At 70.6% G+C, this 23,847-nt stretch carries 27 protein-coding genes and 1 riboswitch; of the genes, 13 read left to right on the top strand and 14 right to left on the bottom strand.

Annotation, left to right across the window (positions count from 1 at the left end; all coding sequences use genetic code 11):
• Positions 1-6: 6 nt before the first annotated feature.
• Positions 7-411 (bottom strand): VOC family protein, encoded by a 405-nt coding sequence (locus HDC34_RS16595; protein WP_179557856.1) that lies wholly within the window; start codon positions 409-411, stop codon positions 7-9.
• Positions 412-421: 10 nt separating this feature from the next.
• Positions 422-916, bottom strand: a complete 495-nt coding sequence (locus HDC34_RS16590) for a helix-turn-helix domain-containing protein (RefSeq protein ID WP_179557855.1) — start codon at positions 914-916, stop codon at positions 422-424.
• A gap of 133 nt (positions 917-1,049) precedes the next feature.
• Here HDC34_RS16590 and HDC34_RS16585 point away from each other — a divergent pair, with 133 nt between their 5' ends.
• The 6 genes from HDC34_RS16585 to HDC34_RS16560 all read left to right on the top strand — a co-directional run bounded on the left by HDC34_RS16585 (position 1,050) and on the right by HDC34_RS16560 (position 5,976).
• Positions 1,050-1,982: an ABC transporter ATP-binding protein gene (locus HDC34_RS16585; protein ID WP_179557854.1), complete on the top strand. Its 933-nt coding sequence runs from the start codon at positions 1,050-1,052 to the stop codon at positions 1,980-1,982.
• The gene (locus tag HDC34_RS16580; RefSeq protein WP_179557853.1) at positions 1,979-2,878 is read left to right on the top strand and encodes an ABC transporter permease; all 900 of its coding nucleotides are present in this window, start codon (positions 1,979-1,981) and stop codon (positions 2,876-2,878) included. The genes HDC34_RS16585 and HDC34_RS16580 overlap by 4 nt, the downstream gene beginning before the upstream one ends.
• Before the next feature lie 54 nt (positions 2,879-2,932).
• The gene (locus HDC34_RS16575) at positions 2,933-4,168 is read left to right on the top strand and encodes a sensor histidine kinase (protein WP_257023398.1); all 1,236 of its coding nucleotides are present in this window, start codon (positions 2,933-2,935) and stop codon (positions 4,166-4,168) included.
• Positions 4,165-4,878 carry a response regulator transcription factor gene (locus HDC34_RS16570; protein ID WP_179557851.1) on the top strand — a complete coding sequence of 238 codons (714 nt, stop codon included), beginning with the start codon at positions 4,165-4,167 and terminating at the stop codon, positions 4,876-4,878. The genes HDC34_RS16575 and HDC34_RS16570 overlap by 4 nt, the downstream gene beginning before the upstream one ends.
• 10 nt (positions 4,879-4,888) lie before the next feature.
• On the top strand, positions 4,889-5,332 hold the full coding sequence (locus HDC34_RS16565) for a hypothetical protein (RefSeq protein ID WP_179557850.1): 444 nt from the start codon (positions 4,889-4,891) through the stop codon (positions 5,330-5,332).
• Between the two features lie 392 nt (positions 5,333-5,724).
• A complete protein-coding gene (locus HDC34_RS16560) occupies positions 5,725-5,976 on the top strand; it encodes a hypothetical protein (RefSeq protein WP_179557849.1) in 252 nt (83 codons plus the stop codon).
• A gap of 95 nt (positions 5,977-6,071) precedes the next feature.
• On the opposite strand, the gene HDC34_RS16555 is transcribed toward HDC34_RS16560, so the two are convergent.
• The 3 genes from HDC34_RS16555 to HDC34_RS16545 are packed head-to-tail and all read right to left on the bottom strand — an operon-like array spanning position 6,072 to position 8,072.
• Positions 6,072-7,127 (bottom strand): UDP-N-acetylmuramate dehydrogenase, encoded by a 1,056-nt coding sequence (locus tag HDC34_RS16555; RefSeq protein WP_179557848.1) that lies wholly within the window; start codon positions 7,125-7,127, stop codon positions 6,072-6,074.
• Positions 7,124-7,615 carry a MaoC family dehydratase gene (locus tag HDC34_RS16550; protein WP_104312913.1) on the bottom strand — a complete coding sequence of 164 codons (492 nt, stop codon included), beginning with the start codon at positions 7,613-7,615 and terminating at the stop codon, positions 7,124-7,126. Before HDC34_RS16550 ends, HDC34_RS16555 begins: the two co-directional genes overlap by 4 nt.
• 4 nt (positions 7,616-7,619) lie before the next feature.
• Positions 7,620-8,072: a MaoC family dehydratase N-terminal domain-containing protein gene (locus tag HDC34_RS16545; RefSeq protein WP_374100763.1), complete on the bottom strand. Its 453-nt coding sequence runs from the start codon at positions 8,070-8,072 to the stop codon at positions 7,620-7,622.
• Between the two features lie 218 nt (positions 8,073-8,290).
• Between HDC34_RS16545 and HDC34_RS16540 the strand changes: the two genes are divergently transcribed.
• The 5 genes from HDC34_RS16540 to HDC34_RS16520 all read left to right on the top strand — a co-directional run bounded on the left by HDC34_RS16540 (position 8,291) and on the right by HDC34_RS16520 (position 12,986).
• A complete protein-coding gene (locus HDC34_RS16540; protein WP_179557847.1) occupies positions 8,291-8,872 on the top strand; it encodes a hypothetical protein in 582 nt (193 codons plus the stop codon).
• Positions 8,869-9,441, top strand: coding sequence for an OmpA family protein (locus HDC34_RS16535; RefSeq protein WP_179557846.1), 573 nt, complete (start codon positions 8,869-8,871; stop codon positions 9,439-9,441). The genes HDC34_RS16540 and HDC34_RS16535 overlap by 4 nt, the downstream gene beginning before the upstream one ends.
• A 9-nt stretch (positions 9,442-9,450) precedes the next feature.
• Positions 9,451-10,056 carry a hypothetical protein gene (locus tag HDC34_RS16530; protein ID WP_179557845.1) on the top strand — a complete coding sequence of 202 codons (606 nt, stop codon included), beginning with the start codon at positions 9,451-9,453 and terminating at the stop codon, positions 10,054-10,056.
• A gap of 168 nt (positions 10,057-10,224) precedes the next feature.
• Positions 10,225-11,445: a glycerate kinase gene (locus HDC34_RS16525; RefSeq protein WP_104312919.1), complete on the top strand. Its 1,221-nt coding sequence runs from the start codon at positions 10,225-10,227 to the stop codon at positions 11,443-11,445.
• Complete coding sequence (locus HDC34_RS16520) at positions 11,442-12,986, top strand: SLC13 family permease (protein ID WP_179557844.1); 1,545 nt, start codon at positions 11,442-11,444, stop codon at positions 12,984-12,986. Before HDC34_RS16525 ends, HDC34_RS16520 begins: the two co-directional genes overlap by 4 nt.
• A gap of 148 nt (positions 12,987-13,134) precedes the next feature.
• Here HDC34_RS16520 and HDC34_RS16515 read toward each other — a convergent pair whose 3' ends face one another.
• The 3 genes from HDC34_RS16515 to HDC34_RS16505 all read right to left on the bottom strand — a co-directional run bounded on the left by HDC34_RS16515 (position 13,135) and on the right by HDC34_RS16505 (position 17,321).
• The gene (locus tag HDC34_RS16515; RefSeq protein WP_179557843.1) at positions 13,135-14,025 is read right to left on the bottom strand and encodes a class II glutamine amidotransferase; all 891 of its coding nucleotides are present in this window, start codon (positions 14,023-14,025) and stop codon (positions 13,135-13,137) included.
• 234 nt (positions 14,026-14,259) lie between these two features.
• Positions 14,260-16,422, bottom strand: a complete 2,163-nt coding sequence (locus HDC34_RS16510) for a chorismate-binding protein (RefSeq protein ID WP_179557842.1) — start codon at positions 16,420-16,422, stop codon at positions 14,260-14,262.
• The gene (locus HDC34_RS16505) at positions 16,419-17,321 is read right to left on the bottom strand and encodes an aminotransferase class IV (RefSeq protein WP_179557841.1); all 903 of its coding nucleotides are present in this window, start codon (positions 17,319-17,321) and stop codon (positions 16,419-16,421) included. Before HDC34_RS16505 ends, HDC34_RS16510 begins: the two co-directional genes overlap by 4 nt.
• A 71-nt stretch (positions 17,322-17,392) precedes the next feature.
• On the opposite strand from HDC34_RS16505, the gene HDC34_RS16500 reads away from it, so the two are divergent.
• Positions 17,393-17,899 carry a hypothetical protein gene (locus tag HDC34_RS16500; RefSeq protein WP_179557840.1) on the top strand — a complete coding sequence of 169 codons (507 nt, stop codon included), beginning with the start codon at positions 17,393-17,395 and terminating at the stop codon, positions 17,897-17,899.
• 43 nt (positions 17,900-17,942) lie between these two features.
• Entirely contained in the window at positions 17,943-18,356 is a 414-nt protein-coding gene (locus tag HDC34_RS16495) for a low molecular weight phosphatase family protein (protein ID WP_179557839.1), read from the top strand.
• Positions 18,357-18,384: 28 nt separating this feature from the next.
• On the opposite strand, the gene HDC34_RS16490 is transcribed toward HDC34_RS16495, so the two are convergent.
• From HDC34_RS16490 to HDC34_RS16465, 6 genes are all read right to left on the bottom strand, one after another.
• A complete protein-coding gene (locus HDC34_RS16490) occupies positions 18,385-19,056 on the bottom strand; it encodes a riboflavin synthase (RefSeq protein ID WP_179557838.1) in 672 nt (223 codons plus the stop codon).
• A gap of 1 nt (position 19,057) precedes the next feature.
• The gene (gene ribH, locus HDC34_RS16485; RefSeq protein ID WP_179557837.1) at positions 19,058-19,552 is read right to left on the bottom strand and encodes a 6,7-dimethyl-8-ribityllumazine synthase; all 495 of its coding nucleotides are present in this window, start codon (positions 19,550-19,552) and stop codon (positions 19,058-19,060) included.
• Positions 19,549-20,247 (bottom strand): 3,4-dihydroxy-2-butanone-4-phosphate synthase, encoded by a 699-nt coding sequence (gene ribB / locus HDC34_RS16480; protein ID WP_179557836.1) that lies wholly within the window; start codon positions 20,245-20,247, stop codon positions 19,549-19,551. Before ribB ends, ribH begins: the two co-directional genes overlap by 4 nt.
• The gene (gene ribD / locus HDC34_RS16475) at positions 20,244-21,350 is read right to left on the bottom strand and encodes a bifunctional diaminohydroxyphosphoribosylaminopyrimidine deaminase/5-amino-6-(5-phosphoribosylamino)uracil reductase RibD (protein WP_179557835.1); all 1,107 of its coding nucleotides are present in this window, start codon (positions 21,348-21,350) and stop codon (positions 20,244-20,246) included. Before ribD ends, ribB begins: the two co-directional genes overlap by 4 nt.
• Before the next feature lie 109 nt (positions 21,351-21,459).
• Positions 21,460-21,584, bottom strand: a riboswitch (FMN riboswitch).
• A gap of 87 nt (positions 21,585-21,671) precedes the next feature.
• Positions 21,672-22,451, bottom strand: coding sequence for a PIG-L deacetylase family protein (locus HDC34_RS16470; RefSeq protein WP_179557834.1), 780 nt, complete (start codon positions 22,449-22,451; stop codon positions 21,672-21,674).
• Positions 22,444-23,706 (bottom strand): glycosyltransferase, encoded by a 1,263-nt coding sequence (locus tag HDC34_RS16465; protein ID WP_179557833.1) that lies wholly within the window; start codon positions 23,704-23,706, stop codon positions 22,444-22,446. The genes HDC34_RS16470 and HDC34_RS16465 overlap by 8 nt, the downstream gene beginning before the upstream one ends.
• Positions 23,707-23,847 lie beyond the last annotated feature (141 nt).

Below are 23,847 nucleotides of genomic sequence, written 5' to 3'. Positions count from 1 at the left end.
TTCCCGCTAGGCCTGGCTGACCCGCACGAGGTTGCCCGAGGGGTCGCGGAATGCGGCGTCGCGCACGCCCCAGAACTGGTCGGTCGGCTCCTGCAGCACCTCGACCCCGCCCGCCGCCTGCACCTTCTCGAAGAGCGCGTCGAGGTCACTCGTGCGGAAGAGGAGTCCGGGCAGCTCGCCCTTCGCGAGCATCGCGGAGAGCATCTCGCCGTCTTGCTCGGAGCGACCCGCCTTGGGATGGGAGAGCACGATCTCGAGCTCGGGCTGCTCCTGCGTCGACAGGGTGATCCAGCGGAAGCCCTCGTTCGGAACCTCGCTGCGCACCTCGAGGCCGAGGGCGTCTCGATAGAACGCGAGCGCCGCATCCGGGTCATCGGCGAACACGTGCACATGGCTGAGTGAGAGTGTCATGGTCCCGATGCTAGGACCGGCCACCGACATTCACTTCTCGGAAACTGCTCGAAGCCTCGACGACCGGTACGGCAGCCAGTCTCCCGCCCTTCTCGGCGCGCTCATGGACGCGCCTCGGCCGACCCCAGATCTGCGAGGTGCAGCTCGGGATGACGACGCTCTCGCGGTGATCGCGCGCCCGGTAGGCGCTCGGTGACTCCCCCACGATCTCCGTGAAGCGACTGCTGAACGAACCGAGGCTCGTCGCGCCGACTGCAGTGCACGCATCCGTCACGCTCACATCGCCTCGGCGCAGCAGCGCCTTCGCCCGCTCGATGCGCCTCGTCATGAGGTGCGCATACGGGGTCTCGCCGTAGGCCTCCCGGAAACGGCGGCTGAAGTGGGCCGTCGACATGTGCGCCGCCTTCGCCATGGCCGGAACGTCGAGCGGCCGCGCGTACTCGCGGTCGATGAAGTCGCGCGCGCGTCGGAGGCGGCGAAGCTCGTCGAGGTCGGTCGAGGCCATACCTCCAGTATGCGCGGGCGCCGTCGTGGGTTCGGTCACCGAAGTTGGCGGGCCCGCGCCTCCACCGATCGGTGGAGGCGAATCAGCCGGTCGGGCCCTGCCGCTGCGGGCAGGCTCACCGTTGGATAGGAGCATGAGCACACAGCCAGCCATAGAGGTCACCGACCTCGTCAAGCGCTACGGAGACCGCGACGTCGTCGACGGCCTCTCCTTCGAGGTCCGCCACGGCGAGACCTTCGCCCTGCTCGGTCCGAACGGGGCCGGCAAGAGCACCACCATCGAGATCCTCGAGGGCTTCCGCACGGCGACGTCCGGCAGTGCGCGTGTGCTCGGCCATGACCCGGCAGACGGGGACGCTGGATGGCGCGGCCGCATAGGCGTCGTCAGCCAGTCGAGCGCCGACATCGAGCGCTACTCGGCGCGTGAGGTGCTGCGTCACTTCGCGAGCCTCTACCGACAGCCTCGCGATGTCGCCGAGACCATCGAGCGCTGCGGGATCGCGCCGTTCGCGACGCAGCGCGTCGGTCGCCTCTCCGGCGGCCAGAAGCGCCGTGTCGATGTCGCGCTCGGCATCATCGGCAATCCGGAGGTGCTGTTCCTCGATGAGCCGACCACGGGCTTCGACCCCAACGCCCGCCGCGAGTTCTGGGGGCTCATCCAGCAGCTGAAGGGCGAGGGCATGACGATGGTGCTCACGACGCACTACCTCGACGAAGCGGAGCACCTCAGCGACCGAGCCGGGATCATCGCGGCGGGGAAGCTCGTGGAGATCGGCGACATCACGACGATCGGTGGGCCTGCGTCCCGCACTCCGCGGGTGCGCTGGCAGGAAGCCGACGGCCGATGGCGAGAGCAGAAGACGGATGCGCCCGCCCAGCTCGTAGCCGCGCTCGCGGACAGGCTCGGCCCGGAGCCCGCCGGCCTCACCGTCACCCGGCCCTCGCTCGAGGACGTCTACCTCGAGATCATCGGCGAGCATCCGGCCGCCAGCCCGGCGCATCCGGCGCAACCGGCAGCCGACACCCCCGCAGCACTCACTCCCGCACTCCTCGGAGGCACGAAATGACTCAGATCTCAGCACTCGGCACCGCTGGCGACAGCACGCAGGACGCCCCGACGTCCGGGCTGCGCGCGGCAGGCCGCCCGTCCAAGCCCAAGACGACGATCGGCAACGGGCTGCGGCGCATCTCCTTCGAGCTGCGGGGGTACTTCCGCCAGACCGATCAGGTGTTCTTCGTCTTCCTGTTCCCTCTGGTCATGTTCGCGCTATTCGCATCGATCTTCAGCGGTGAGACGGTCGTCGACGACCCGAGGTTCGCCGACGTGACGATGTCGCAGTACTACCTGACGGGCATGCTCGCGATGGCGATCCTCCTCTCGGGCATGCAGTTCCTCGGCATCGACATCGCCACCGAGAAGCATGAGGGCGGACTCGCGCGCCTCGGCGCGACCCCGCTCAGCCCCGTCTCGTTCTTCATCGGGAAGATCGGGCTCGTCCTCCTCACCTGCACGGTGCAGCTCGCCCTGCTCATGGCCCTGGCGGTCATCGCGTTCGACATCACGCTGCCGGACTCGGGCGAGCTGTGGATGCGGTTCGCGTGGCTGTCGATCCTGGGCATCTTCTGCTTCGCCGCCCTGGGCATCGCGATCTCCGCGGTCCCGCGGTCTGCCAGGTCGGCATCAGCGATCGTGCTGCCACTGGTGCTCGTTCCTCAGTTCCTCTCGGGCATCTACGTGCAGTTCTCGGTCCTGCCCGAGTGGATGCAGCAGGTCTCGAACCTCTTCCCCCTCGCCGGTCTCGTTCGGGGCATGCGCAGCGTGTTCCTTCCTGACGCATTCGCGGCGGCGGAGGTCGGCGGCACGTGGGGCCTCGGCAACGCGGCGATCACACTCGGCGTCTGGACGGTCATCGGTCTCGTCGCGAGCCTGCTGACGTTCCGGTGGAGCCGCGGCCGCAACTAGGTGCGAGCGCAGGTGGGCGTCGTTGTCGGTGGGTCGCGAGAGGATGAGCACGTGATGGATTTCCTGGTTCGCAACGGCCGCTGGTGGCACCTGCTGATCGTGGGCACGGCGCTCGCGAACGCGGTGGTCGCCGGCTTCGTCGCGGTCACGGCCCGGACTGCCGCCGAGCGCGCGGAAGGCCTCATCGCAACGGGGGCACTGCTCCTCATCCCCGTGGTGTGGCTGGTCTTCGGAGTGAAGTCCTTCGGGGACCGACGCCGGGGCGCGGCGCTCATCGTGCTCATGACGCTCCTCGTGACGGTGGCGATGGTGCTCGTGCCCTGGACCGGGTTCGTGCAGACCCTCATCTACCCGCTTGTCTGGCTCGTGTGCGTGAGCGCGCGGCGCAGCATCCTCGTCTCGATCGCCATCGCGTTCGGCATCGGCGCCGCGTCGGCGCTCTACAACGGTGTCGAGGAGATCCCGGACATCCTCCCCGGCCAGCTCTTCAGCGTCGCGGCGACCTGCGGTATCGGACTCTCGATCAGCTACGCCTGGCGGGTGGCGGACGAGCGGCGGGAACTGCTCGAGCAGCTCACCGCCGCTCAGGGTCACGTTCAGGAGCTGTCGCGGCAGAGTGGCGCATCCGTTGAGCGCGAGCGCATCTCCCGCGACCTGCACGACACGCTCGCTCAGACCCTCGCGGGGCTCGCCATGCTCGCCGACAGGAGCGCGAAGGACATCTCCCGCCTGCGCGACGATGAGGGGGCTGCCGGTGAGGCGGCGCAGGCGGCGCTCCTCGCCCAGGAGGAGCGCGCCGACCTCATCGCGTCGCTTGCCCGCGATGCCCTGGCAGAGGCCCGAGTGCTCATCGCCGAGAACGCGCCGGTGCGGTCGGCCGACGCCGCCGTCGCCACCTTTCCTGATGCTGTCGCGCGCCTCGTCGAGCGGTTCCGGCGGGAGACGGGGGTGCTGGCTGAGGCGCAGATCGAGGTCTCACCCGGCGCTCTCGACCGCGAGAGCGAGGTGGTCCTCCTCCGGTGCGCCCAGGAAGCGCTCTCGAATTCGAGACGGCACGCGCACGCCTCGAACGTGCACCTGTCCGTGACCCCGCTGGGCACCAGCGTCCGCCTGCAGATCGAGGACGACGGCCGCGGATTCGCGCTCGACGCCGAGCCCGCCGGCTTCGGTCTCGCCAGCCTCCGCGACCGCGCAGCGGCCATTGGCGGCCTCGTGTCAATCTCCAGCGAACCGGGCCGTGGCACGATCGTGACCGTGACGATCCCGGCGAGGGCAGGTGACCGCGCGTGATCCGCATCCTGGTCGCCGATGACCACCCCATCGTCCGCGCGGGCCTGGTCGGCATCTTCGAGGACGAAGCCGACATCGAGGTCGTGGCCGAGGCGGCAGACGGCGCCGCGGCGGTGACCCGGGCGCTCGCGACGACACCGGCGGTCGTCGTCATGGACCTCCGGATGCCGGTCACGGACGGCGTCTCGGCGACACGACAGATCCTGGCGGCCCTCCCGAGCACTCGTGTGCTCGTCGTCACGACGTACGACAGCGATGATGCGATCATCGGCGCCATCGAGGCCGGCGCAAGCGGCTACCTCCTCAAGACCGCGAGCGGGGCGGAACTCGTCGAAGCCGTGCGTCGCGTTGCTGCCGGCGAGCTGGCCCTGGCGCCCTCCGTGACCGCGAAGCTGGCCGCGCAGACCCGGGCGGCTGCTGTCGCAGCGTCCGGCGGTCCTGGTACCGCGCATCCGCCCGCCGGTTCGGCCGACGCCGCGCCCGCGCTGAGCGAGCGTGAACTGCAGGTGCTGCAGCTCGTCGCCGACGGACTCTCGAACCCCGAGATCGCGGTTCGCCTCCACATCGGGGAGGCGACCGTGAAGACCCATCTCGGCAAGGTCTTCGTCAAGCTGAACGTCAACTCGCGAGTGCGCGCCGTGACGCGCGGCCTCGACCTCGGCTTGCTCCGGCGAGGTGAGACGCCGGAGCATGCCAGGCGCCAGTCCTAGAGTCGGGGTCATGAAGTCTGCGCGTCGGGCCCTGCTCACCGTCCCCGTGATTGCGGCGGCGCTCGCCCTGAGTGGATGCGCGGACGCGTCCATGCCGACGAGCGTCGCGACCGACAGCTACGGCGGCCTGCCTCCCGAGCACAGCGGCGACGTGGGCGCCGGAGACATGGAGGGGCCGCTCGTGCTGTGGCTCGACGAGGGCAGCTCGATCTCTGTGACCACGTGGGGAAGCTCGGGGTGCCCTGCGATCCTCACCGAAGTCAACGTGGTGGACGCGCGGACGCTCGACCTGCAGTACGCGGACACCACCGCCTACGCCGACCAGGTGTGCACGGCGGATTATGCGCCGCACACGAGCGAGATCGACCTGCCGGCAGAGATCACGGGCGCGCCGCTGACCGTCTCGGTCAGCTTCGACGGCGAGGAGCCGCGCGCCTCCGTCATGCTCGACTGAGCCCGACACGAAGGGGACCCGTTTCGGTCGTGCTGAGGTCCACCTCTCATTCGGGTTGGGTCCCTCACCCGAGACACGATTGACGGGCAACCGCGGTATCGGTAGGGTCGCAGAACACGCCTAGCCAGAGAGGAGTCCCGATGATGCGCATGATCACGTTCAGCAAGCAGCCGCCGGTGACCCGTCTGCTGGGCGCCCACATCTCCTAAGCTCCGCGTCGCGGGTGGACTCTGTCCCCGCTCAGCCCGGATGCGCCTCGGCACAGGAGCCGAAGCCTCCCCATGCCGCCCCGGCAAGCACCATCGCCGTGCCATGCCCGCGCAGCGCCGCTCCTTCGCGAGCCCCTTCTTCGCACGTCTTCTTCAAGAGAAACGCCTCTCATGCACCACGTCATGACCACCGTCCAGACCCCAACGCCGAGCACCGTGCTCGTCACCTTCGCACCCACCACCACGACGACGTCCTCGCTGCTCCAGCGCCTGGAGCTGCGAGTCGCTCTGTGGCTGCTCCTGCGCACCGCGCGACGTCAGGACCCCGAGCTGAACCACGCTGAGCAGCATCGCCGCCGTCGCAACAACGCGGCGCGGGCCCAACGCGAGCAGGTTGCGCTCCGCGCCTGGTGCGCACAGTGCATGCACCACTGAATCGCGTCCGAGGGGAACGATTTCGGCACCACTAGGAAAAGCCCCGAAGCGCTGACAGCGCTTCGGGGCTTCCGCCTCACGGGGTCTTGCGGGCTCTAGAGCTCGAGGCCGACGAGGACGGGCTCGTTGACGAGCCGCACGCCGTACTCGGCTTCGACGCGGGCGCGCACGTAGCGTGCGAGCTCCACGATCTGCTCCGCCGTCGCTCCCCCTCGGTTGGTGATCGCAAGGGTGTGCTTCGACGAGATCGCCGCGTTCGAGCCCGGCAGCGAGAACCCCTTCTTCACGCCTGCGTGGTCGATGAGCCAGGCGGCGCTGAGCTTCACGAGCGGCGCGCCGTCCTCGTCCTTGCCCGCGTCGAACTTCGGCATCTCCGGCAGCTCACTCGCGAACGACGAACGCACGATGGGGTTCATGAAGAACGAGCCAGACGAGACGGAGTCCTGGTCGTGCGCATCCAGCACCATGCCCTTCGACGCCCGCAGTCGGACGACGGCATCGCGCACGACGTGCACGGGCATCCGCTCACCGAGGGGCACACCCAGGGCGCGGGCGAGCTGGTCGTAGCGCACGGGTTCGCTCTGGCCTTCCGGCATCTCGACGAGGTCGAGCTCGACGCGGGTGACCACGCCCCGCAGCTCACCGCGTTTGATGGCGGACGTGCGGTAGCCGAGGCTCAGGTCGGCGGCGTTGATCCAGCGCACGGTGTCGAGGTCGGCGTCGTAGAACTCGACGCGCGCGAGCACGTCGGAGAGCTCCTGGCCGTACGCCCCGATGTTCTGCACGGGCGTCGCGCCAACCGAGCCGGGGATGCCGGCGAGGGCCTCGATGCCACTCCAGTTGCGGGCGACGGCGTAGTCGACGAGCGCCGTCCACGACTCCCCCGCATCGACACGTATGCGCGCCTGACCGACCTTGTCGACGGGACCGTCGAGCTGGTGGATGCCCCGCGTGACGACGTGGAGGACAGGTTCGTCGATGCGGTCATCGGTCGCGATCGTGTTGGACCCGCCGCCCAGGACAAGCGGCTGCTCGTAGTTCGCGAAGAGCTTCCCGGCAGCGTCGACCAGCTCGTCACGGGTCGCGGCGGCGACGAGGTTCGTCGCCTCACCGCCCACTTGCGTGGTCGTCAGCTCGGAGAGCCTCGTCACGCGACGATCTCCTCAGGGAGCCCCGCGGGCACCTCACCCTGGAGGTTGGCGCGCACCTGCGACTTGGCGAGCACCGTCTGTCCGCCGAAGGAGACGACGAGATCGATGCGGCCGATGCCGTCTTCACCTGCGAGCTGACCGATTTTCGCGACGATGGACACCTCGGCGCCGTCCTGCGGGTCGACGACGACGGGGCGCGTGAACCGCACCTGGTAGTCGACGACGCGGCCAGGGTCGCCGAGCGCGTCGACGACCGGCTGCAGCGCGACGCCCATGGTGAGCATCCCGTGCGCGAGCACCCCGGGGAGACCGACTTCTTCGGCGATGTCGTCGCGGTAGTGGATGGGGTTGAAGTCGCCGGATGCGCCGGCGTAGCGGACGAGGTTGTCCCGCGTGAGCGTCACCGTGCGCTCCGCGATGACCGTGCCCACCTCGAACTCCGTGAAATCGGGGCGAGGGAGCTTCGCGATGGCAGTCGAATCAGTCATGCGGCTACTCGCTCTCGTTGGGGGTGGCGCGGACGACGAGCGTGGCGGAAGCCGTGACGACCGTCTCGCCCGCGGCGTCCGTCAGCACCGTCTCGGCGGTGATCATCGAGTTGCCGCCGAGCGACTTGACGCTCTTCACCTCGAGGGCGGCGCGCAGCTCGTCGCCGGCGACGATGGGGCGCGCGTACGTGAAGCGCTCGTCGCCGTGCACGATGTGCGAGAGCTCGATCTGGGCTTCAGGGTCGGAGAGCAGCAGCTGCAGCCCCGCGTCCTGCAGCACGGCGGGGAACGTGGCGGGCGCGACGAGGTCGGCGTAGCCAGCGGCCTGCGCGGCGGCCACGTCGAAGTGCGTCGGGTGCGAGGCCAGCACGGCCTTCGCGAACGAGCGGATGTGCTCTCGGCCCACGAGGTACGGCTCGGGGAGCTCGTACCGGCGGCCGGCAAGTTCAGGGTTCACAGACACGGCCGCCAGTCTACGGGGCGGCACCGACACTGGCATGAGGCCGCCTGCGCGCAGACCGCCGGGGAGTTCTGCCCTTTCCAGTGTCGGTGGCTCGTTCTAGGGTGCCGATGACGGCGTTCGGGGGAAGGACGCCGCTGCACCAAGTTCATGGGGGTTCCGTCTTGTCACGCATACAGATACGGCCGAGCGGCACGAGGAAGCCGAGAGTTGCGATGCGTGGCTTCGTCGTCGCGGCCACGCTCACGTCGGCACTCACCCTCGCCGGATGCACCGCGCCAGGAGGCTCCGAGGGTGGGACTCACGGGGGCTCGGGGCAGGCCCAGGCCACGCAGGGCGGCAGCGGGCCAGGCGCGACCGGGACGCCCGGCGTCGAGTCGATGGAGAAGGGCGACATCGTCGCCACGCAGGAGGTGACGCTGCCGGGCGACCGCGGAACGGCGACGGTCGAGATCGAGGCGCTGCGCGTCGACGGCCAGGTACAGACGCTCACGATGTTCGTCACCCCGCATCTCACCGACACGAGCGGCAACGCCGACAAGCTGGACCTCTTCCACTTCCTCGACCTCCACAACTTCCGGCCTCGGCTCGTCGACAAGGCCAACCTGAAGGAGTACAGGACGCTCGAGAAGGGTGGCGCGGAGTGGGCGAGCGACCCGCTGGCCACGGAGGCTGGTGACGGCGAGACGTTCAAGGCGTGGGCGGTCCTCGCGGCGCCGGAGGACGGCGCGACGAGCTTCGACGTGACGATCTCCGACGCCTACCCGCGCTTCACCGACATCCCGGTGATCTCGTGAGCGCCGTCGGCGCGATCGGCGCGCTGACTCTCGCGACGGTGCTCGCCTTCGGCGGCGCGCATCCGCTGACCGTCGACTCGCCAGACGACCTGCCGGAGCCGACGCAGGAGATGCTCGACGCGTCCGTCACCCGGTGGAACCCGGAGGGCTCGGTCACGCAGTGGTCGCTCGACGGCAGCGTCGACGAGCTCTCCAAGGAAGTCGATGAGGGGCCGAACACCGTGGTGACGCTGAAGAGCGACATCCTGTTCGACTTCAACAGCGCAGCCGTGCCTGACACCGCTGGCGTCGCGATCGCCGAGGCAGTCAAGGACGCCCCTCAGGGGGCCGCCGTCACGATCGGTGGCCACACCGACGGCGTCGGCGACCCGGCGTCGAACCTGACACTCTCCCAGCAACGCGCCGATGCCGTGGCCGCGGTCATCCGCGCCGAACGCCCCGACCTGCAGATCACGGCGACCGGCTACGGCGACACGCAGCCGGTCGCCGAGAACACCGCCGGCGGCGAAGACAACCCAGAAGGACGCGCGCAGAACCGCCGCGTCGAGATCACGTACGCGAAGGCCTAGAGCACCACCATGAGCAGAACACGCAGCACAGCCCTGGCCAGCATCTTCCTCGTCGGCACGCTCGCGCTGAGCGGATGCTCGCTGCTCGGCGGAGGGGACGGCGCCTCGCAGCAGACCGACGGCACCGACAGCACCTCCCACACAGACGGCTCGCAGGGTCAGGCCTCTGGAGAGCCTGGGGTCGTCGCCTACGACGAGTCGAAGGTCGTCGCGACGCAGGAGGTGACGATGCCGAACGGCCTCGGCACCGCGACGGTCGAGATCTACCCGCTCAGAGTCGAGGGCAAGACGCAGATCATGACGGCGTTCATCACGCCGCACCTGGCGAATGCGGATCCGAGTTCGCCGACGTACACGGACTTCAGGCTGTATGACTTCAACGGCGAGCGCAGGTGGGAACCTGTCCTCATTGACCAGGGGAACCTCAAGCAGTATTCACCCCTTGAGAGCACCGGTCTGGATTTCTGGACCACCGACTACGTAACGGCGATCGGCACTGACGGCATCCCGATGCCGGTCTGGGCCGTGTTCGCGGCGCCGCAGGACGGCACGACGAGCTTCGACGTGGTCATCGGCGAGAGCTACCCGCGCTTCGAGAACATCCCCGTCGAATAGCGGCCCCGCCCGCCGGGCAGTGCTGCTCGCCCGAGGACGCGCTGGATCGCTGCAGCTCGTGCCGTGAGATCTTCCTCATGAACGGGTCATGAACGGTTTATGAACGGCGACCAGTGTCGTACTCACGCCGCAGCGATTGGCGCTGTGGCCTCGAGGAGGTCGGCGAAGATGACACAGGTTCCAGGACGCATTCTGGTTGCCCCCAGCGGGTTCAAGGAAAGCCTCTCGGCAGAGCAGGTCGCGGACGCCATCGCGTCCGGTGTGCGCCGGGTGCTCCCCGGTGCGGTGATCGACCGCGTACCGGTTGTCGACGGCGGCGAGGGGTCGGCGCGGACGCTCGCGGCCGCCACGGGAGGTCGACTCGTCGAGCGCACGGTCACGGGCCCGGTCGGGCACCCGGTGTCCGCCGTCCTCGCCCTCCTCGGGGGTGACGCGAAAGGTACCGCGGTCGTCGAGATGGCCGAGGCCGCGGGGCTCCGCCTCGTGCCGCAGGACCTGCGGGACCCGGGCGCCACGACGACCTATGGTGTCGGTGAGCTCATCCGCGCCGCCCTCGACGAGGGCGCCAAGCGCATCCTCGTCGGCTGCGGCGACTCCGGCACCTGCGATGGAGGGGCCGGCGCGCTGCAGGCGCTCGGCGCGAGCATCACGGATACGGCCGGCGCCGAGATCGGTCCGGGAGGCAACTCCCTCGCGGACGTGGCGGCTCTCGACCTCTCCGGACTCGACGGTCGTCTCTCGAGCGTCGATGTCTTCGTCGCCTGCAACCCGCACAACGTGCTCACCGGCCCCCGCGGCGTGGCCCGCGTCTTCGGCCCGCAGAAGGGGGCGACGCCCCAGCAGGTCGACACCCTCGACGCGGCGCTCGAGCGCTGGGCCGGCGTGCTGAGCCGCGACGGCGTGCAGCCGAAGTCGTACGACCTCGCCACGGGCAGCTGCACCGGCGCATCCGGTGGTCTCGGGGCTGGCCTGGCCGGCGGCATCGGAGCGCGCCTCATGCCGCGGTTCGAGGTCATGCTCGACCACATCGACCTGGATGCCCTCGTGCGGCAGGCGGACCTCGTCATCACGGCCGAAGGGTCCATCGACGAGCAGACACCTCACGGCAAGGTGCCCGCCGAGGTCGCGCGACGTGCCAAGGAGCAGGGGAAGCCCGTGTTCGCGCTCGCCGGCACCATCGGCCGGCACGCGCGAGACGTGCACGACATCGGCATCGACGCGATCGTGTCGATCGTGCCGCTTCCTCTGACCCTGGAGGAGTCGATCGCCCGCTCGCCGCAGCTGCTCACCGACGCGGCCGAACGCTCCATGCGGCTCATGATGATCGGCTGCCAGCTCGGGCAGGTCGAGCGTTCCGAGCCGGTGCCGCTGCTGCGGAGCGTGTCGTGAGCGCGCGGGCTACGGCCGACCAGGAGCAGGCACACGACCGGGATCAGGAGCGCGAGCCGCGGCAGGAGCTTGGGGCAGAGCAGAGCACCCAGCACCGCAAGCGCTCACCGATCCCCTTCCGCGCGCTCCTCGCCGCTTGGACTCGCCTGCCCATCCGCACGCGCTGGGCCATGGCCCTCATCGCGGTCATCGGGGCAGTGGTCTGCCTACCCGGCGAGCTCCCGGCGGAGGTGCGGTTGGCGCTGTTCGCCTTCGGCTCGGCCACGGTGCTGTGGACGCTGACCGACCTCGAGCCCGGCTACGTCGCGCTCGGCGCTGGCCTGCTGGCGTGCATCCCGACGGGGCGCCAGGAGCAGTTCTTCTCCGCACTCGGCAACGACGTCGTGTGGCTCATCATCGGGGCGTTCATCATCGGCGGGGCCACGGCGGGCTCCGGGCTCGCCGCTCGCCTGACGAGCGCGATCGTCGGGCGGGCACGGACGGTGCGCGGACTGATGTGGATGGTCACCGCGGCCGTCGTCCCGCTGTCGTTCCTCGTGCCATCCACCTCGGGTCGCGCCGCCGTGCTGCTTCCCGTCTACCGCTCGCTGACGGAGCGGCTGGGCGACGCGCGGATCGCGAAGGCCCTCGCACTGCTGATGCCCACGGTCGTGCTCGTCTCGACGACGGCGACACTCGTGGGCGCGACGTCGCACCTCGTCGCCGTCGACCTCCTGCAGCAGACGACCGGCGACACCATCTCCTACCTGCAGTGGGCGCTCTGGGGCGCGCCGTTCGGTATCGCCGCGAGCGTCGTGGTGTGCGTCGCCGTGCAGGCCCTCTTCCTTCGCCGAGACGAGCGTCGCCGGCCAATCGCGCACCAGGTGTCCCTGCAGCCGTCAGGGCGGTCGCCGCTCACGCGCGCCGAGCGCATCGTGGCTGCGGTCGTCGGCCTTGCGCTTGTCGGCTGGCTGACGGAGCCGCTGCACGGGCTCGGCATCGCGGCCGTCACGATCATCGCCGCCGTTGTGCTCTGCGCCCCGGGCATCGGTGTGATGAAGTGGAAGGAAGGCGTGGCCGCGGTGTCCTGGCCGCTTGTGCTGTTCGTCGCCGGGGCGCTCGCGCTCGGCGGAGCGCTTGTGGAGACGGGGGCAGGCGACTGGATCGTCTCCAGCCTCTTCGCGGTGAGCGGCATCGAGGGGCTCACCTCTGCCCTGGCACTCGTGGTCATCATCGCGGCGCTCTCAGTGACCGCGCACTTCTACGTCACATCGCACACCGTGCGCGCGATCGCGCTCATCCCACCGTTCCTCGCGCTCGCTGCGACGGTCGACCTCTCCCCCGTCGCGGTGGTGTTCATCGTGAGCATCGGCCTCGACTACTGCCTCACGCTGCCGGTCAGCTCGAAGGCCCTGCTCGTTTTCACGGATGCCGACGGTGACGGCCAGGGGCTCGACCCGCGCGACTTGCTCCGGCTCTCGCTTGTGGTACTCCCCGCCTACATCGCGCTCATGGTCGTCACGTACGAGCTCTGGTGGAAGCACACGGGCCTGGCCTTGTAGGCCCGCGTTTCAGCTCGGTGCGGGGACGCTCTCGGGATGGAAACCTCGCTTCGTGCTGGAGAACTTCCCGCAACGAAGCGAGGTTTCCATCCCGAAACCCTGCGGGCGGGGCCGGCGAAGCAGGGCAGACCGAGGCGAGGCTCGCGACTCAGACGGCGACGAGACGCGGCTGAGCGGATGCCGTGGCCACGGCTGCCCCGGACACCGACGCGCGCGCCTCGGCTGCGCTCGAGAAGAGCGCGCGCTGCGTGAAGTCGAGCGAGTCGAGGTCGACGCGCGAGATCGTGTCCTCGGGAACCGAGGTCCAGCCGGCCGTGTCGATACCCGTCGACGAGAAGACGGTGGTGCCGTCGGCCGCGCGGAGCATGCTGAGCCGGTAGTACTCGTCGGTGTGCCCGTTGGGCAGCGTGGATGCGTCGATGCCGTAGCGCGCGAACGTCTCCTCGGTGACGTGAGCGGTGCTCGAGGCGTGGACGACGACGAGCTCGTCCGCGGAGAGGATGGTCGCGTTGAGGCTCGATTCGGGGAACTCGGCGCGCAGCACGCGCACGGCGGCAGCGGCCGCGTCCTCGAGCGAGAGCCCGTCGCGGACGCCCTGGCGCACGAGACCGAAGTACAGCTCGCTGTCGGTGTCGCCAGCGATGGTCGCGCGGATCTCCGGGCGAAGCAGGTCGTCGAAGCGCCACGTGGGAACGATCGAGCCGTTGTGCGCGAAGGCGAGGCCATCCGACACGAACGGGTGCGTGTTGACCTTGGTGCGCTTGAAGTCGTCGGTCGCGAGGCGCAGGTGCACGATGCGGGCGTTGGAGGGCGCGTCCGCGAGCAGCGTCGACAGCAGCGGGTCGTTCTGACCCGGCGTCGAGACGCGCAGCGATTCGATCTCGCGCTCGGTCTCGCCGAACCCGGCGGCGAGCCAGGCGGTGCCCCAGCCGTCGTTGTGCACGCTGGTCATGCGCTGGAAGGCGTCGCTGTTCATGTCTCCGATCACCTTCGTGACGGTGGTGTCACGTGGGGCTGCGTAAGCGAGCAGACGGCACATGTGCGAACTCCTTCCCAGTTGTCGAGCTTGCTGTCGGGTGTTGTTCGGAGCCGAGCGGCTCACGAGCATCTGACAATCCTGTGACAGACGTGTCGCCGGGTCCACCTTCGCGACGCTGTATGACGGACGATTGCGGCGGCCTACGCGGTTCGTACCCGCGGTGCCTGTCCACCATGAGTGCGATGTGCGGCCAAATCGGGTCCGCACGGACGCCGCGGCTTGACGAAACCCGCCTCAGCTCCGCGACGACCTCGCGAAGGCACGACGCAGGGCACTCGCCTTCAGCTCCACTTCGAGCGTCTCGGCCTCCGGGTCGCTCGCGAGCACGATCGCGCCGCCTGCCCCGATCGACCAGCCTCGGGCATCACGAACGGCCGTGCGGATGACGATGCTCAGCTCGGTCGAGCCGTCGGCGCCGAGCACGCCGAGTGCGCCCGAGTAGACGCCGCGGTCGCGGCCCTCGATGTCGCGCAGCAGCTCGACGCTGCGCAGCTTTGGGGCACCCGTCATGGACCCGCCGGGAAAGAGCGCCCGCACGACGTCGAGCGGGGGGACACCAGGCGCCGAGCCGCGAACCGTGGTCACGAGCTGGTGCACGGTCGCGTACGACTCGACGGCCATGAGGCTCGGCACGTGGACGGTGCCGGGCGCGCAGACGCGGCCGAGGTCGTTGCGCAGCAGGTCGACGATCATGAGGTTCTCGGCGAAGACCTTCGGGTCGTTCGCGAGCTCGCGGGCGGCTGCCGCGTCGAGCAGCGGGTCGGATGCGCGGGCGGTGGTGCCCTTGATGGGCTTCGTCTCGTAGTCGCCGTCTGGGGTGCCGCGCAGGAACCGCTCTGGCGAGGCGCTCACGATCGCGCCGCCGTCGAACTCGAGCAGCGCGGCGTAGGGGGCCGGGTCGGAGGCGCGGAGCTCGAGGAACAGATCGAGCGGGTCCGGGTCGGCGTCCGGCCTGAACTCGTTGGTGAGGCACAGCTCGTAGGAGTCCCCGGCGAGGAGGCGCTCGCGGCACCGGGCGATGTCGGCGGCGTACTGGGCTCTGGACGTGTGCCAGGTTCCGGCGACGAGGGTGTCCGGGCGGCCAGGGCTGGCGGATGCGCGGGGCGAGCTGGGCGCGTCGACGAGCGTCGTTCGAGGCTCGGCATCGAGCGCGTCGCGAACGACTTCCGCGAAGCTGTCTGCCGCTGGTTCCGCGAGCGCGAGGGTCGAGGCCGTCGCGACGACCGTGACCGCGCCGGTCGCGCGGTCGACGATGACGGCGCGGCGCGGGTCGAGCCACCACGCGTCCGGGAGGTCGGGCTCGGCGGCGTCACCCCGTGGGGGCAGCGCACCGAGCATCCGGACGCCGAGTTCGTAGCCGAAGTAGCCGAGCAGTCCGCCGCGGAACGCGAGGCCCTCGCCGCCGACGGGGAGCCTCCGCTCGAGCGTCTCCTGCACGGTCTCGAAGCTGCCATCGCCGAACAGCCGCAGCACTCGGGCCGGTTCGCTCGCCGCGCCTCCGTCCGAGATGGCGGCGTCGTCCGCGAGGATGCTCCACTGCGCCTGCCTGCCCGCTTCGTCCGGCACATCGACCCACACGCTCGCGGATCCCTGCCGCAGCACGTCACGGTAGATCTGCGTGGCGGCGGCCTCGGCGGCCGCACGCCCGTCGCCCTGCGGCCCGCGCACGACGCGGCTCGCGACGAAGAGGTCGCGCGCCGGCGGAGCGACCGCGTCGGAGCCGTGGGCGGGCGCACCGCCCCGTCCCAGCTCGCGTCCGGCTGGCTCCCCCCGGGGAGGTGCGACCCGGCGAGCCGCATCCACTGCCGCCACGAAGTTCGCGAGCATCTGTCGTCCGTGCTCGCTCGCGATCGACTCCGGATGGAACTGCACACCCCAGACGGGTCTGCCCTCGATCTCGAGGCCCTGCACGACGCCGTCCTCGCTGCGAGCGGTCACCCGCAAACCTGTTGGTAGCGGCTCGCGGACGGCGAGCGAGTGGTAGCGGGTGACCAGCGTGCGCTGAGGGATCCCGGTGAAGGGGCCTGTGCCGTCGTGCTCGAGTGGCGAGCGCCAGCCGTGTCTCGCCTCGGGGGCGGCGACGACCTCGCCGCCGAAGTGGAGGGCGATGCCCTGGTGCCCGAGGCACACCCCGAAGACGGGCAGGTCCACCCCTGGCGCGAGGGCAGCATCCAGCACCGCGGCCGACCCGTCGAAGTCGGCGGCGGTGGCCGGATGCCCTGGCCCGGGCGAGATGACGATCCCCGAGACGAGGCCATCGGCGACCCAGCCGACGCACACGCGGATGTCAGCGGGGTCACCGGCGTCGATGACCCGGACCTCGCGGTCGCTGAGCTCGAACAGCAGCTGCACGAGGTTGTAGGTGTAGGAGTCGCGGTTGTCGACGACGACGATCACGCGCCGCGCCCGTCAGGCGGGCGGCCGTCGAGGAGCGGCACGGCGCTCGTCTCCTCGAGGCGGGGCCGCCAGCGTCGCACGCGGGCGACGTCGAGGCCGAGGCGGGTGCCGTCGAGCATCGAGACGGGGCTGATGCCGTGGAGCGTGTTGAGGTACCAGAGCTCATCCCACCCCCGGTCGGCGGATGCGGCGAGCGGGTCGGCGAGCAGCTCGCCTTCCACGCGCGGGATGCCCGCCGTGGCGAGCAGCTTCTCGAGCACGCCCAACGTGGTTCCCGGAACGCGCCGATTCGCGGCGGGGATCACGAGGGTCTCGCCGCGCCAGCCGACGACGGTGCCATAGGCCGCCTCGGTGATGACGCCGCGATCGTCGACGAGCAGCGCGTCCGCGGCGCCTTGCTCGGCAGCGCTCGCACGGAGCTGCGACAGGGACGGGAAGTCCGGGCCCTTGACGGTCGGCCAGCGGCGTTCGTCGAGGCGCGTCGCGAGCTTCGTGAGCGGCCGTGCCTCCGGGGCCGGCCGCAGGGCGAGCTCGATGAGCACGCGGTCGCCGTCGGTGTCACCCTCGCCGTCGAGGCGTGCCGACAGTCGCGGGAACCATGAGTCGGCGAGGGGCACGCTCTCGAACACGTCGGCCCAGATTCGTCGCCAGTCGGCGTCGACGGTGTTGGTGCCTGCGGGGCTTCCCGACCAGAGCAGCGGGTGGGCGGTCGCCGCCTCCCCGAACAGCTCGCCGACGGATCGCTCGAAGCGCTCGCGGTGGGCGGCGTGGGCGATGACGCGGCCCGAGTCGACGCGCCACGACTCGAGGACGCTGACAGCCGCGGCCTTCCGGCCAGCGGCGTCGCTGTCGTCGCGCGCGGCGCCTTCGCTGGCTTCGGCTGCACCATGACCCTGCATCGCCCCATTCTGCCCCAGGTGCCGGCCGGATACTCCGGCCCCGTGGCGGTCGGCGTGAGAGCCTTGCTCGCATGATCCGCGTGCTGTGCTCCGTCAGTGAGCTCGAGGAGGACGGCGAAGTCGTGACGGTCGGCGACCGTGTCGAGCGCCAGGCCGAGTTCGCTTCCCGCGGCTTCTTCGGCACCGAGCTCGACCGCATCCGGTGGCACTTCGATCAGTATGCGGAGGCCCGCGTCTCGCAGCCCTGGCTGATCTCGGGCACCGTCGAGTCGCTTTCGGCGGTCTACGTGGCCCTCGCCCAGGTTCGGCTTCCGCGACAAGAGTGGATGCACGTTCCCGGCAGTGCACGCTTGGAACCACTCGAGAGCACACGCGAGACGCGAAGTCCGCAACGGGAGCGGGAGCGCACCGCCCTTCTCAAGCAGCCGCCGCCAGCCGACGTGTTCGGCTCCTATGGACATCCCCTGGCCTATCCGAAGGACGGGGACGAAGACCACGCCGGCTGGTGCTTCACGCTCGTGGACGAGACGGTGCGACCGTGGCCTTCCGCCGCCGTTCAACCGCGTCCCCGACCATGAGCACAGACCCCCGTACCGGCACCACCCCCACGATCGGACCAGCATGAGCACCCCAACGAGCGTCGTCTTCGTCTGCAAGAAGAACGGCGGCAAGTCGCAGCTGGCGGCCGCCCTCCTGCGCGCGCTCGGCGACGAGTCGATCAGCGTCGCCTCCGCCGGCACCGCGCCGGGCGGCTCCCTCAACGCCGAGTCGGTGGAATCGCTCGCCGAGCTGGGCATCGACGTCGGCGAGGAGCATCCCAAGCCGCTCACCTCGGAGATGCTCGACGACACCGACCTCGTCGTGGTCCTCGGCGACGAAGCGCAGCTGCCGGACGGCGTGACGGCTCCCGTCGAGCGCTGGATCACCGACGAGCCCTCCGAGCGCGGCATCACCGGCATGGAGCGGATGCGGCTCGTGCGCGACGACATCCGCGCGCGCGTCGCGGAGCTGCACACGCGGCTCCGCGACGCCTGAGCGGACCGCCGCCCGTTCCACCCTCAGGTCACTGAGTCCGCGCAGCTCCATCACTCGCGGAGGTCGCGAAGCTCACGAGCCGAGCCACGTGTCGCGCGAGGACGTCCGTCTCGACGTTGACGCGGTGGCCCACATCGAGCGTGCCGAGCGTCGTCGCGCTGAGCGTCTCGGGGATGAGCGACACCTCGAACCAGTGACCGTCCCCGGGCGCGCCGCTCGGGCCCGCAGCTCCCTCGGCGCTGACGGCCCCGACCGCGCTAACCGTGAGCGACACCCCGGACACCGCCACCGACCCCTTGTCGACGAGCAACCCGGCGTGCACCGGGTCGATGGCGAAGCGGATGCGCCGCCACGCGTCGAAGTGCTCGACCTCCAGCACCTCGCTCGTCGTGTCGATGTGCCCCTGCACGATGTGGCCGCCGAGACGGTCGCCGAGCCGCATGGCCCGTTCGAGGTTCACGGCGTCACCCTCCGCTCTGCCCCCGAGGGTGGATGCGCGCAGGGTCTCCCCCATGACGTCGGCCGTGAAGGCATCGGCGTGCAGCTCGGCGACGGTGAGGCACGCGCCCTCGACGGAGATGGAGTCTCCCACCTTGGCGTCGCTCACGCTGAGCGGGCCGCGCACCGTGAGGCGCGCATCCGTGTCGTGCCTGATGATGCTCGTGATCTGGCCGAGCTCCTCGATGATCCCAGTGAACACGCTACTGACCCGCCGTTCCAGCTGCTGCCGGGAAGTCGCGAAGGGCGGCGGCCGTCGCGACCGCGGCGAGCGCCGCGTCCGCCCCCTTGTCCTCGAAGCTGCCTGGCAGGCCGATGCGTGCCTGCACCTGCTCCTCGTCGTCGCAGGTCAGCACGCCGAACCCGACCGGGATGCCCGTGCGCACGGCGACATCGGTGAGGCCGTTGGTCGCGGCAGAGCACACGTACTCGAAGTGCGGGGTTCCGCCGCGGATGACGACGCCGAGGGCGACGATCGCATCGGGCCCGCTGGCGGCGACTCGGCTCGCGGCGACGGGCAGCTCGAAGGAGCCGGGCACCCGCACGATCCGCACGTCGGTGACGCCGGACGTCTCGAGCGCCCGGTGCGCCCCGTCGAGAAGCGCCGCCATCGCCGTGTCGTGCCATCGAGCCGCGACGATCACGACCCTCATCCCGGTGCCGTCTGCCTGCACCGCTGGTGCTCCCTGTCCGCTCATCGCCGTGCTCCTCTCGTCAGCGCCTCCGCGGCGCGCGTGCTCGTTTCGTGGTGGTGGTGGCTCTCCGTGCCGGTCAGAGCCGGGAAGCCCGGGTGCCGCCTCCGGTAGTCGACGATGTCGTCGACGTGCAGCAGCACGAGGTCGTATGCCGATGCGAGCGCGCCCGCCTCGGTGTACGAGAGCATCTCGCCATCGTCGCGCACGAGCTCGGCGATGACGCCGACCTCGCCTGCACCAGCCAGGCGCACGAGGTCGACGGCCGCTTCCGTGTGGCCGGGCCGCTCGAGCACGCCACCGTCGACGGCTCGCAGCGGCAGCACGTGGCCGGGGCGGATGAGGTCGCGCGGCGTCGAGCCGGCGGCCGCGAGCGCTCGCACGGTCGTGGCCCGGTCGCTCGCGGAGATGCCGGTCGTCACGCCAGCGGCCGCATCGACGGTGACCGTGTAGGCGGTGCCGCGGGCGTCCTCGCTGCGTTCGACCATGAGCGGCAGCTCGAGCCGGTCGGCGAGGTGGCCGGGCAGCGGCGCGCACAGCAGTCCCGACGAGTGGCGGATGATCCACCCCACCCATTCGGGCGTCGCAGTGCTGGCGGCGAGGATCGCGTCGACCTCGTTCTCGCGCGAGGAGTCGTCGGCGACGAGCACCGGGCGTCCGGCCTGCAGCGCGTCGAGCGCGCGGGCGAGCTGGCCACTCATGCTGCGACCCCCTCGGCCGCGACGGCGCCGACGTGCTGGGGGTGCGCGCGCGTGTCCCGAACGAGGTGGATGAGCGTGTCGACGCCAAGCGGATGCACGGACTCAGTGGTCCACCGGTTCGCGTCGCGCAGACGCCCGACGTCGAGCGACGCGACGGAACTCGCGCCGTCGCCCAGGAGGATCGGCGCGAGGTAGGCGTCGATCTCGTCGACGAGACCAGCTCGCAGGAACGCCGCCGAGATGGTCGGACCGCCCTCGACGATCACGTGGCGGGCGCCGAGCAGGTGCAGCTCCTCGAGCGCGGTGACTGGGTCGTGGGTCCTCAGGTGGACGAACAGCTCGGGGTCGGCGCGAACGGCGGCATCGGCGGCCACATCCCGCATGCCCATGACGACGCGCAGAGGCTGGGGCGCATGAACGGCCGCGGGCCCGCGGACGGAGAGCGTCGGGTCATCGGAGCGCTGCGTGCCCGTGCCCACGAGGATCGCGCAGGCTTCGGCCCGCCGCTGGTGCGCGTGCAGCCGCGCGGCTTCCGAGGTGATCCACCGGCTCGACCCGTCTGCGGCGGCGACCCGCCCGTCGAGCGTGGAGGCGAGCTTGAGCGTCACGAAGGGCCGGCCTTCGGTGACGCCGGTGAGCCAGGCGCGCAGGAGCGCCTCGCCTTCGGCAACCCGGAGCCGCTCGAGCACGCGCACCCCGTTCGACCGCAGCCGCGCAGCTCCCCCGGAGGCAACCGGGTTCGGGTCGGCGACCGCGAACACGACCTCCGCGACGCCAGCCTCGAGCAGGGCGTCCGCGCACGATGCCGTCCGTCCGGTGTGGGAGCACGGTTCGAGCGTCACGACGGCGGTCGCACCCCGCACTTCCGCCCCGGCAGACCGGGCGTCGTCGAGCGCGGCGGCCTCCGCGTGCGGGGTGCCCGCCCCTCGGTGGAAGCCGCGTCCCAGGATGCGGCGCGGGCCGCCGCCCGGAGACGGCGGTGCGAGGAGCACGCAACCGACCCTGGGGTTCGGGTCTCTGATCGGCCCGCGGGCCGCGAGGGAGAGCGCCAGTTGCATGGCGGCGTCGACAGACTCGACGCGGTTGGATTCTTGGATCGGCATCGCCGGTGACCTCCGCATTTCGCGTGCCACGGGGCCATATCCCGGTGCCGGCGCAGCCGGAGATTCCGGCAGCCGACGCCAACGAAGGCCCTCGCCGAAACGAGCGCCTCCCATGCACCTACCATCCGGACTTTAACCGTCGGTCCCAGAATTTCACTGAGTCAACCGCTCGCGGACGAGCGGGTCGCGGACTCTCACCGCCGGTTCGGACTTTCACCGACCCCGGAGCATGTTGCACGGCGAGCCTAGACGAGCCAACCATCGGAAGACAGCGTGTGACGCCCCGAAACCGACTTCGTTGCCAGATTCCAGGAACGCGGCCTACGCGACCACTTCGCGCAGGCCGATCGCGAGGTGCACGTCCTGGCGCTGACCGCCGGAGTGCACGAGCGCGGAGCCGTCATCGTCGACGGTGAGCTGCGTGCGGTGGCTGCGCAGGGCCGCGACGACGGCGTCGCGGTGCTGCTCGAGGTCGAACCATTCGAGGTCGCCGATCTCGGCCGCGAGATCACGTTCGCTCTGCTCGACGAGCTCGGCGAACCGGACGCCGGCACCCTGCGCGGCGGCGAGGCTCGCTTCCCGAGCTCGAACGTGGTCGGGGTGCCCGTAGCCGCCCGTCGCGTCGTAGCTGACGACGAGATCCGGTTCGTCGTGCGCGATGACGGCGGCGAGGTCGGCCGTCACCTCCTCGATCGGGGCCACGCTGAACGCCCGCAGGTCGGTGTCATCGGCGGGACCCGCGAGACCTGGCCGCAGCCAGCGCATCCCGGAGTCGTGGTACTCGCGCGCCTCGAGGCCCGCTGCGCGTGCGGGCGGTGTCCCGAGCCACCGGTGCTCGTCGATGCCGAGCGCATAGAGGGACCCGCGCAGCTCACGCTCGCGCACGTCCGCGAGGTCCGCGACCGACGTGTCGGCGGGAAGGACGCCCGCGACGATCTCACCGAGTTCACCCCGCGTGCAGGTCACCAGCGTCACCTTGGCGCCGCGCTCATGCAGTTCGCGCAGCAGCGCTCCGCCCGCGAGAGCTTCGTCGTCGGGATGCGCGTGCACGACCAATGCGTGGCGCACGGAGTCGAGCAGGCTCTCGCTGCCCTCAGGCACGCGACGACCCCTGCCCCGACTGAACGACCAGCTGACGGAACACGGCCAGGAGGCCCTCGGCACTGAGATCCCAGGAGTGGGCGAGCGCGTGCTCGCGAGCTGCGACGCTCAGGCGCTCGGCAAGTGCCGGGTCACGCAGGATGCTCGCGATGGCGGCTGCCCAGTCCGCGGGGTCGCGGGTCTCGAGCAGCGTGCCGGTGACGCCGTCGACAACTGCCTCGCGCAACCCGCCCGCGGCGGAGGCCACAACCGGCACTCCCGAGGCTGCGGCTTCGAGGGCGACCAGACCGTACGTCTCGGAGTGCGACGGGATCAGCACGACGTCGACGAGCCGCAGCTGGGCGGCGAGCGCCTGCCTGCTGAGCGAACCGATGTACTGCACGTGCTCGGCGAGCCCGTGCCGCGCCACCGCCTCGTGCAGCTTCGCTTCGTAGGCGCGCCCATCCTCGTCCGGAGGGGCGGCCCCCACGAGCACGTAGTCGGGGCGCACGTCGTCGTCGATCTCGGCGATCGCGTCGAGCGCCAGGTCGAAGCCCTTGAGCGGATGCAGGCGCCCAGCTGACAGGGCGCGATTGGGTCGCGATTCCCGGGCGGCTGGCTCGGCCCGCGCATCCCAGGCCGGGAAGAAGAGGTCAGCGTCGACGCCGGGCGGCACGATGTGGGTGATCGCCGAGGCGCCGCCGAGCCTCGAGAGGACGGTGTCCCTCTCCGCCCTGCTCACGACGACGATTGCGTCGACCGACTTCGCGAGCATCGCCTCGCCGGCGAGACGGCCTGGCGACTCCGCGCGCTCCCCGTCGGCGAGCGGCGTCGAGCTGCCGGCGGCGATGGAGTGGAAGCTCTGCACGATCGGGATGCCCAGGTCGCGCGCGACGGGGAGGGCGGCGACGCCGGAGAACCAGTGCTGGGCGTGGAGCACGTCGACGGACAGCTCGTCGAGGAGCACGGCGAGCGCATCCCGGAACTCGTCGATGACGTGCTCGTGCTCGCCTTTCGAGATGAGTCGAGCGGGGCCGGCCTCCAGGTTGTGGAGCCGGAGGTTGTCGCCGAGCTGCACGGTGGGAGCGGAGCCGGGGTCGCTGCGCCTCGTGATGAGCTCTACCTGGTGGCCGCGGTCCGCGAGCGCCTCCGCCTGCGCCAGCACCACGACGTTCATGCCGCCCGCGTCCTTGGTGCCCGGCTCGTCGAGGGGGGAGGTGTGGAGCACGACAAACGCGATGCGGAGGGGGCGCTCGTCGGGGAGGACATCAGGCATGCCTCCGACCGTAGGCGTCGCGGGCCCGCTTCGCCATTCGGGATGCCCCGCGTTACGCGGCCCAGCAGCCCAGCAGCCCCAAAGCGTTAGCAGAAACCAACGGTGATCTCTACCCCTCGCATTTTCTGTCGTCGGTCGGAA

The organism is Pseudoclavibacter sp. JAI123, from assembly GCF_013409665.1.
Taxonomy (GTDB): Bacteria; Actinomycetota; Actinomycetes; order Actinomycetales; family Microbacteriaceae; genus Pseudoclavibacter.
This window is presented reverse-complemented; position numbering and strand designations above follow the sequence as displayed.

Excerpts from the sequence above, each read along its gene's own strand:
- HDC34_RS16500 (WP_179557840.1), top strand. The coding sequence starts at position 17,393 with ATGATCCGCGTGCTGTGCTCCGTCAGTGAGCTCGAGGAGGACGGCGAA.
- HDC34_RS16515 (WP_179557843.1), bottom strand. The coding sequence starts at position 14,025 with ATGTGCCGTCTGCTCGCTTACGCAGCCCCACGTGACACCACCGTCACG.
- HDC34_RS16530 (WP_179557845.1), top strand. The coding sequence starts at position 9,451 with ATGAGCAGAACACGCAGCACAGCCCTGGCCAGCATCTTCCTCGTCGGC.
- HDC34_RS16575 (WP_257023398.1), top strand. The coding sequence starts at position 2,933 with ATGGATTTCCTGGTTCGCAACGGCCGCTGGTGGCACCTGCTGATCGTG.
- HDC34_RS16505 (WP_179557841.1), bottom strand. The coding sequence starts at position 17,321 with ATGCAGGGTCATGGTGCAGCCGAAGCCAGCGAAGGCGCCGCGCGCGAC.
- ribH (WP_179557837.1), bottom strand. The coding sequence starts at position 19,552 with ATGAGCGGACAGGGAGCACCAGCGGTGCAGGCAGACGGCACCGGGATG.
- ribD (WP_179557835.1), bottom strand. The coding sequence starts at position 21,350 with ATGCCGATCCAAGAATCCAACCGCGTCGAGTCTGTCGACGCCGCCATG.
- HDC34_RS16525 (WP_104312919.1), top strand. The coding sequence starts at position 10,225 with ATGACACAGGTTCCAGGACGCATTCTGGTTGCCCCCAGCGGGTTCAAG.
- HDC34_RS16465 (WP_179557833.1), bottom strand. The coding sequence starts at position 23,706 with ATGCCTGATGTCCTCCCCGACGAGCGCCCCCTCCGCATCGCGTTTGTC.
- HDC34_RS16590 (WP_179557855.1), bottom strand. The coding sequence starts at position 916 with ATGGCCTCGACCGACCTCGACGAGCTTCGCCGCCTCCGACGCGCGCGC.
- HDC34_RS16550 (WP_104312913.1), bottom strand. The coding sequence starts at position 7,615 with ATGACTGATTCGACTGCCATCGCGAAGCTCCCTCGCCCCGATTTCACG.
- HDC34_RS16595 (WP_179557856.1), bottom strand. The coding sequence starts at position 411 with ATGACACTCTCACTCAGCCATGTGCACGTGTTCGCCGATGACCCGGAT.
- HDC34_RS16565 (WP_179557850.1), top strand. The coding sequence starts at position 4,889 with ATGAAGTCTGCGCGTCGGGCCCTGCTCACCGTCCCCGTGATTGCGGCG.
- ribB (WP_179557836.1), bottom strand. The coding sequence starts at position 20,247 with ATGAGTGGCCAGCTCGCCCGCGCGCTCGACGCGCTGCAGGCCGGACGC.
- HDC34_RS16585 (WP_179557854.1), top strand. The coding sequence starts at position 1,050 with ATGAGCACACAGCCAGCCATAGAGGTCACCGACCTCGTCAAGCGCTAC.
- HDC34_RS16540 (WP_179557847.1), top strand. The coding sequence starts at position 8,291 with ATGCGTGGCTTCGTCGTCGCGGCCACGCTCACGTCGGCACTCACCCTC.
- HDC34_RS16560 (WP_179557849.1), top strand. The coding sequence starts at position 5,725 with ATGACCACCGTCCAGACCCCAACGCCGAGCACCGTGCTCGTCACCTTC.
- HDC34_RS16495 (WP_179557839.1), top strand. The coding sequence starts at position 17,943 with ATGAGCACCCCAACGAGCGTCGTCTTCGTCTGCAAGAAGAACGGCGGC.
- HDC34_RS16580 (WP_179557853.1), top strand. The coding sequence starts at position 1,979 with ATGACTCAGATCTCAGCACTCGGCACCGCTGGCGACAGCACGCAGGAC.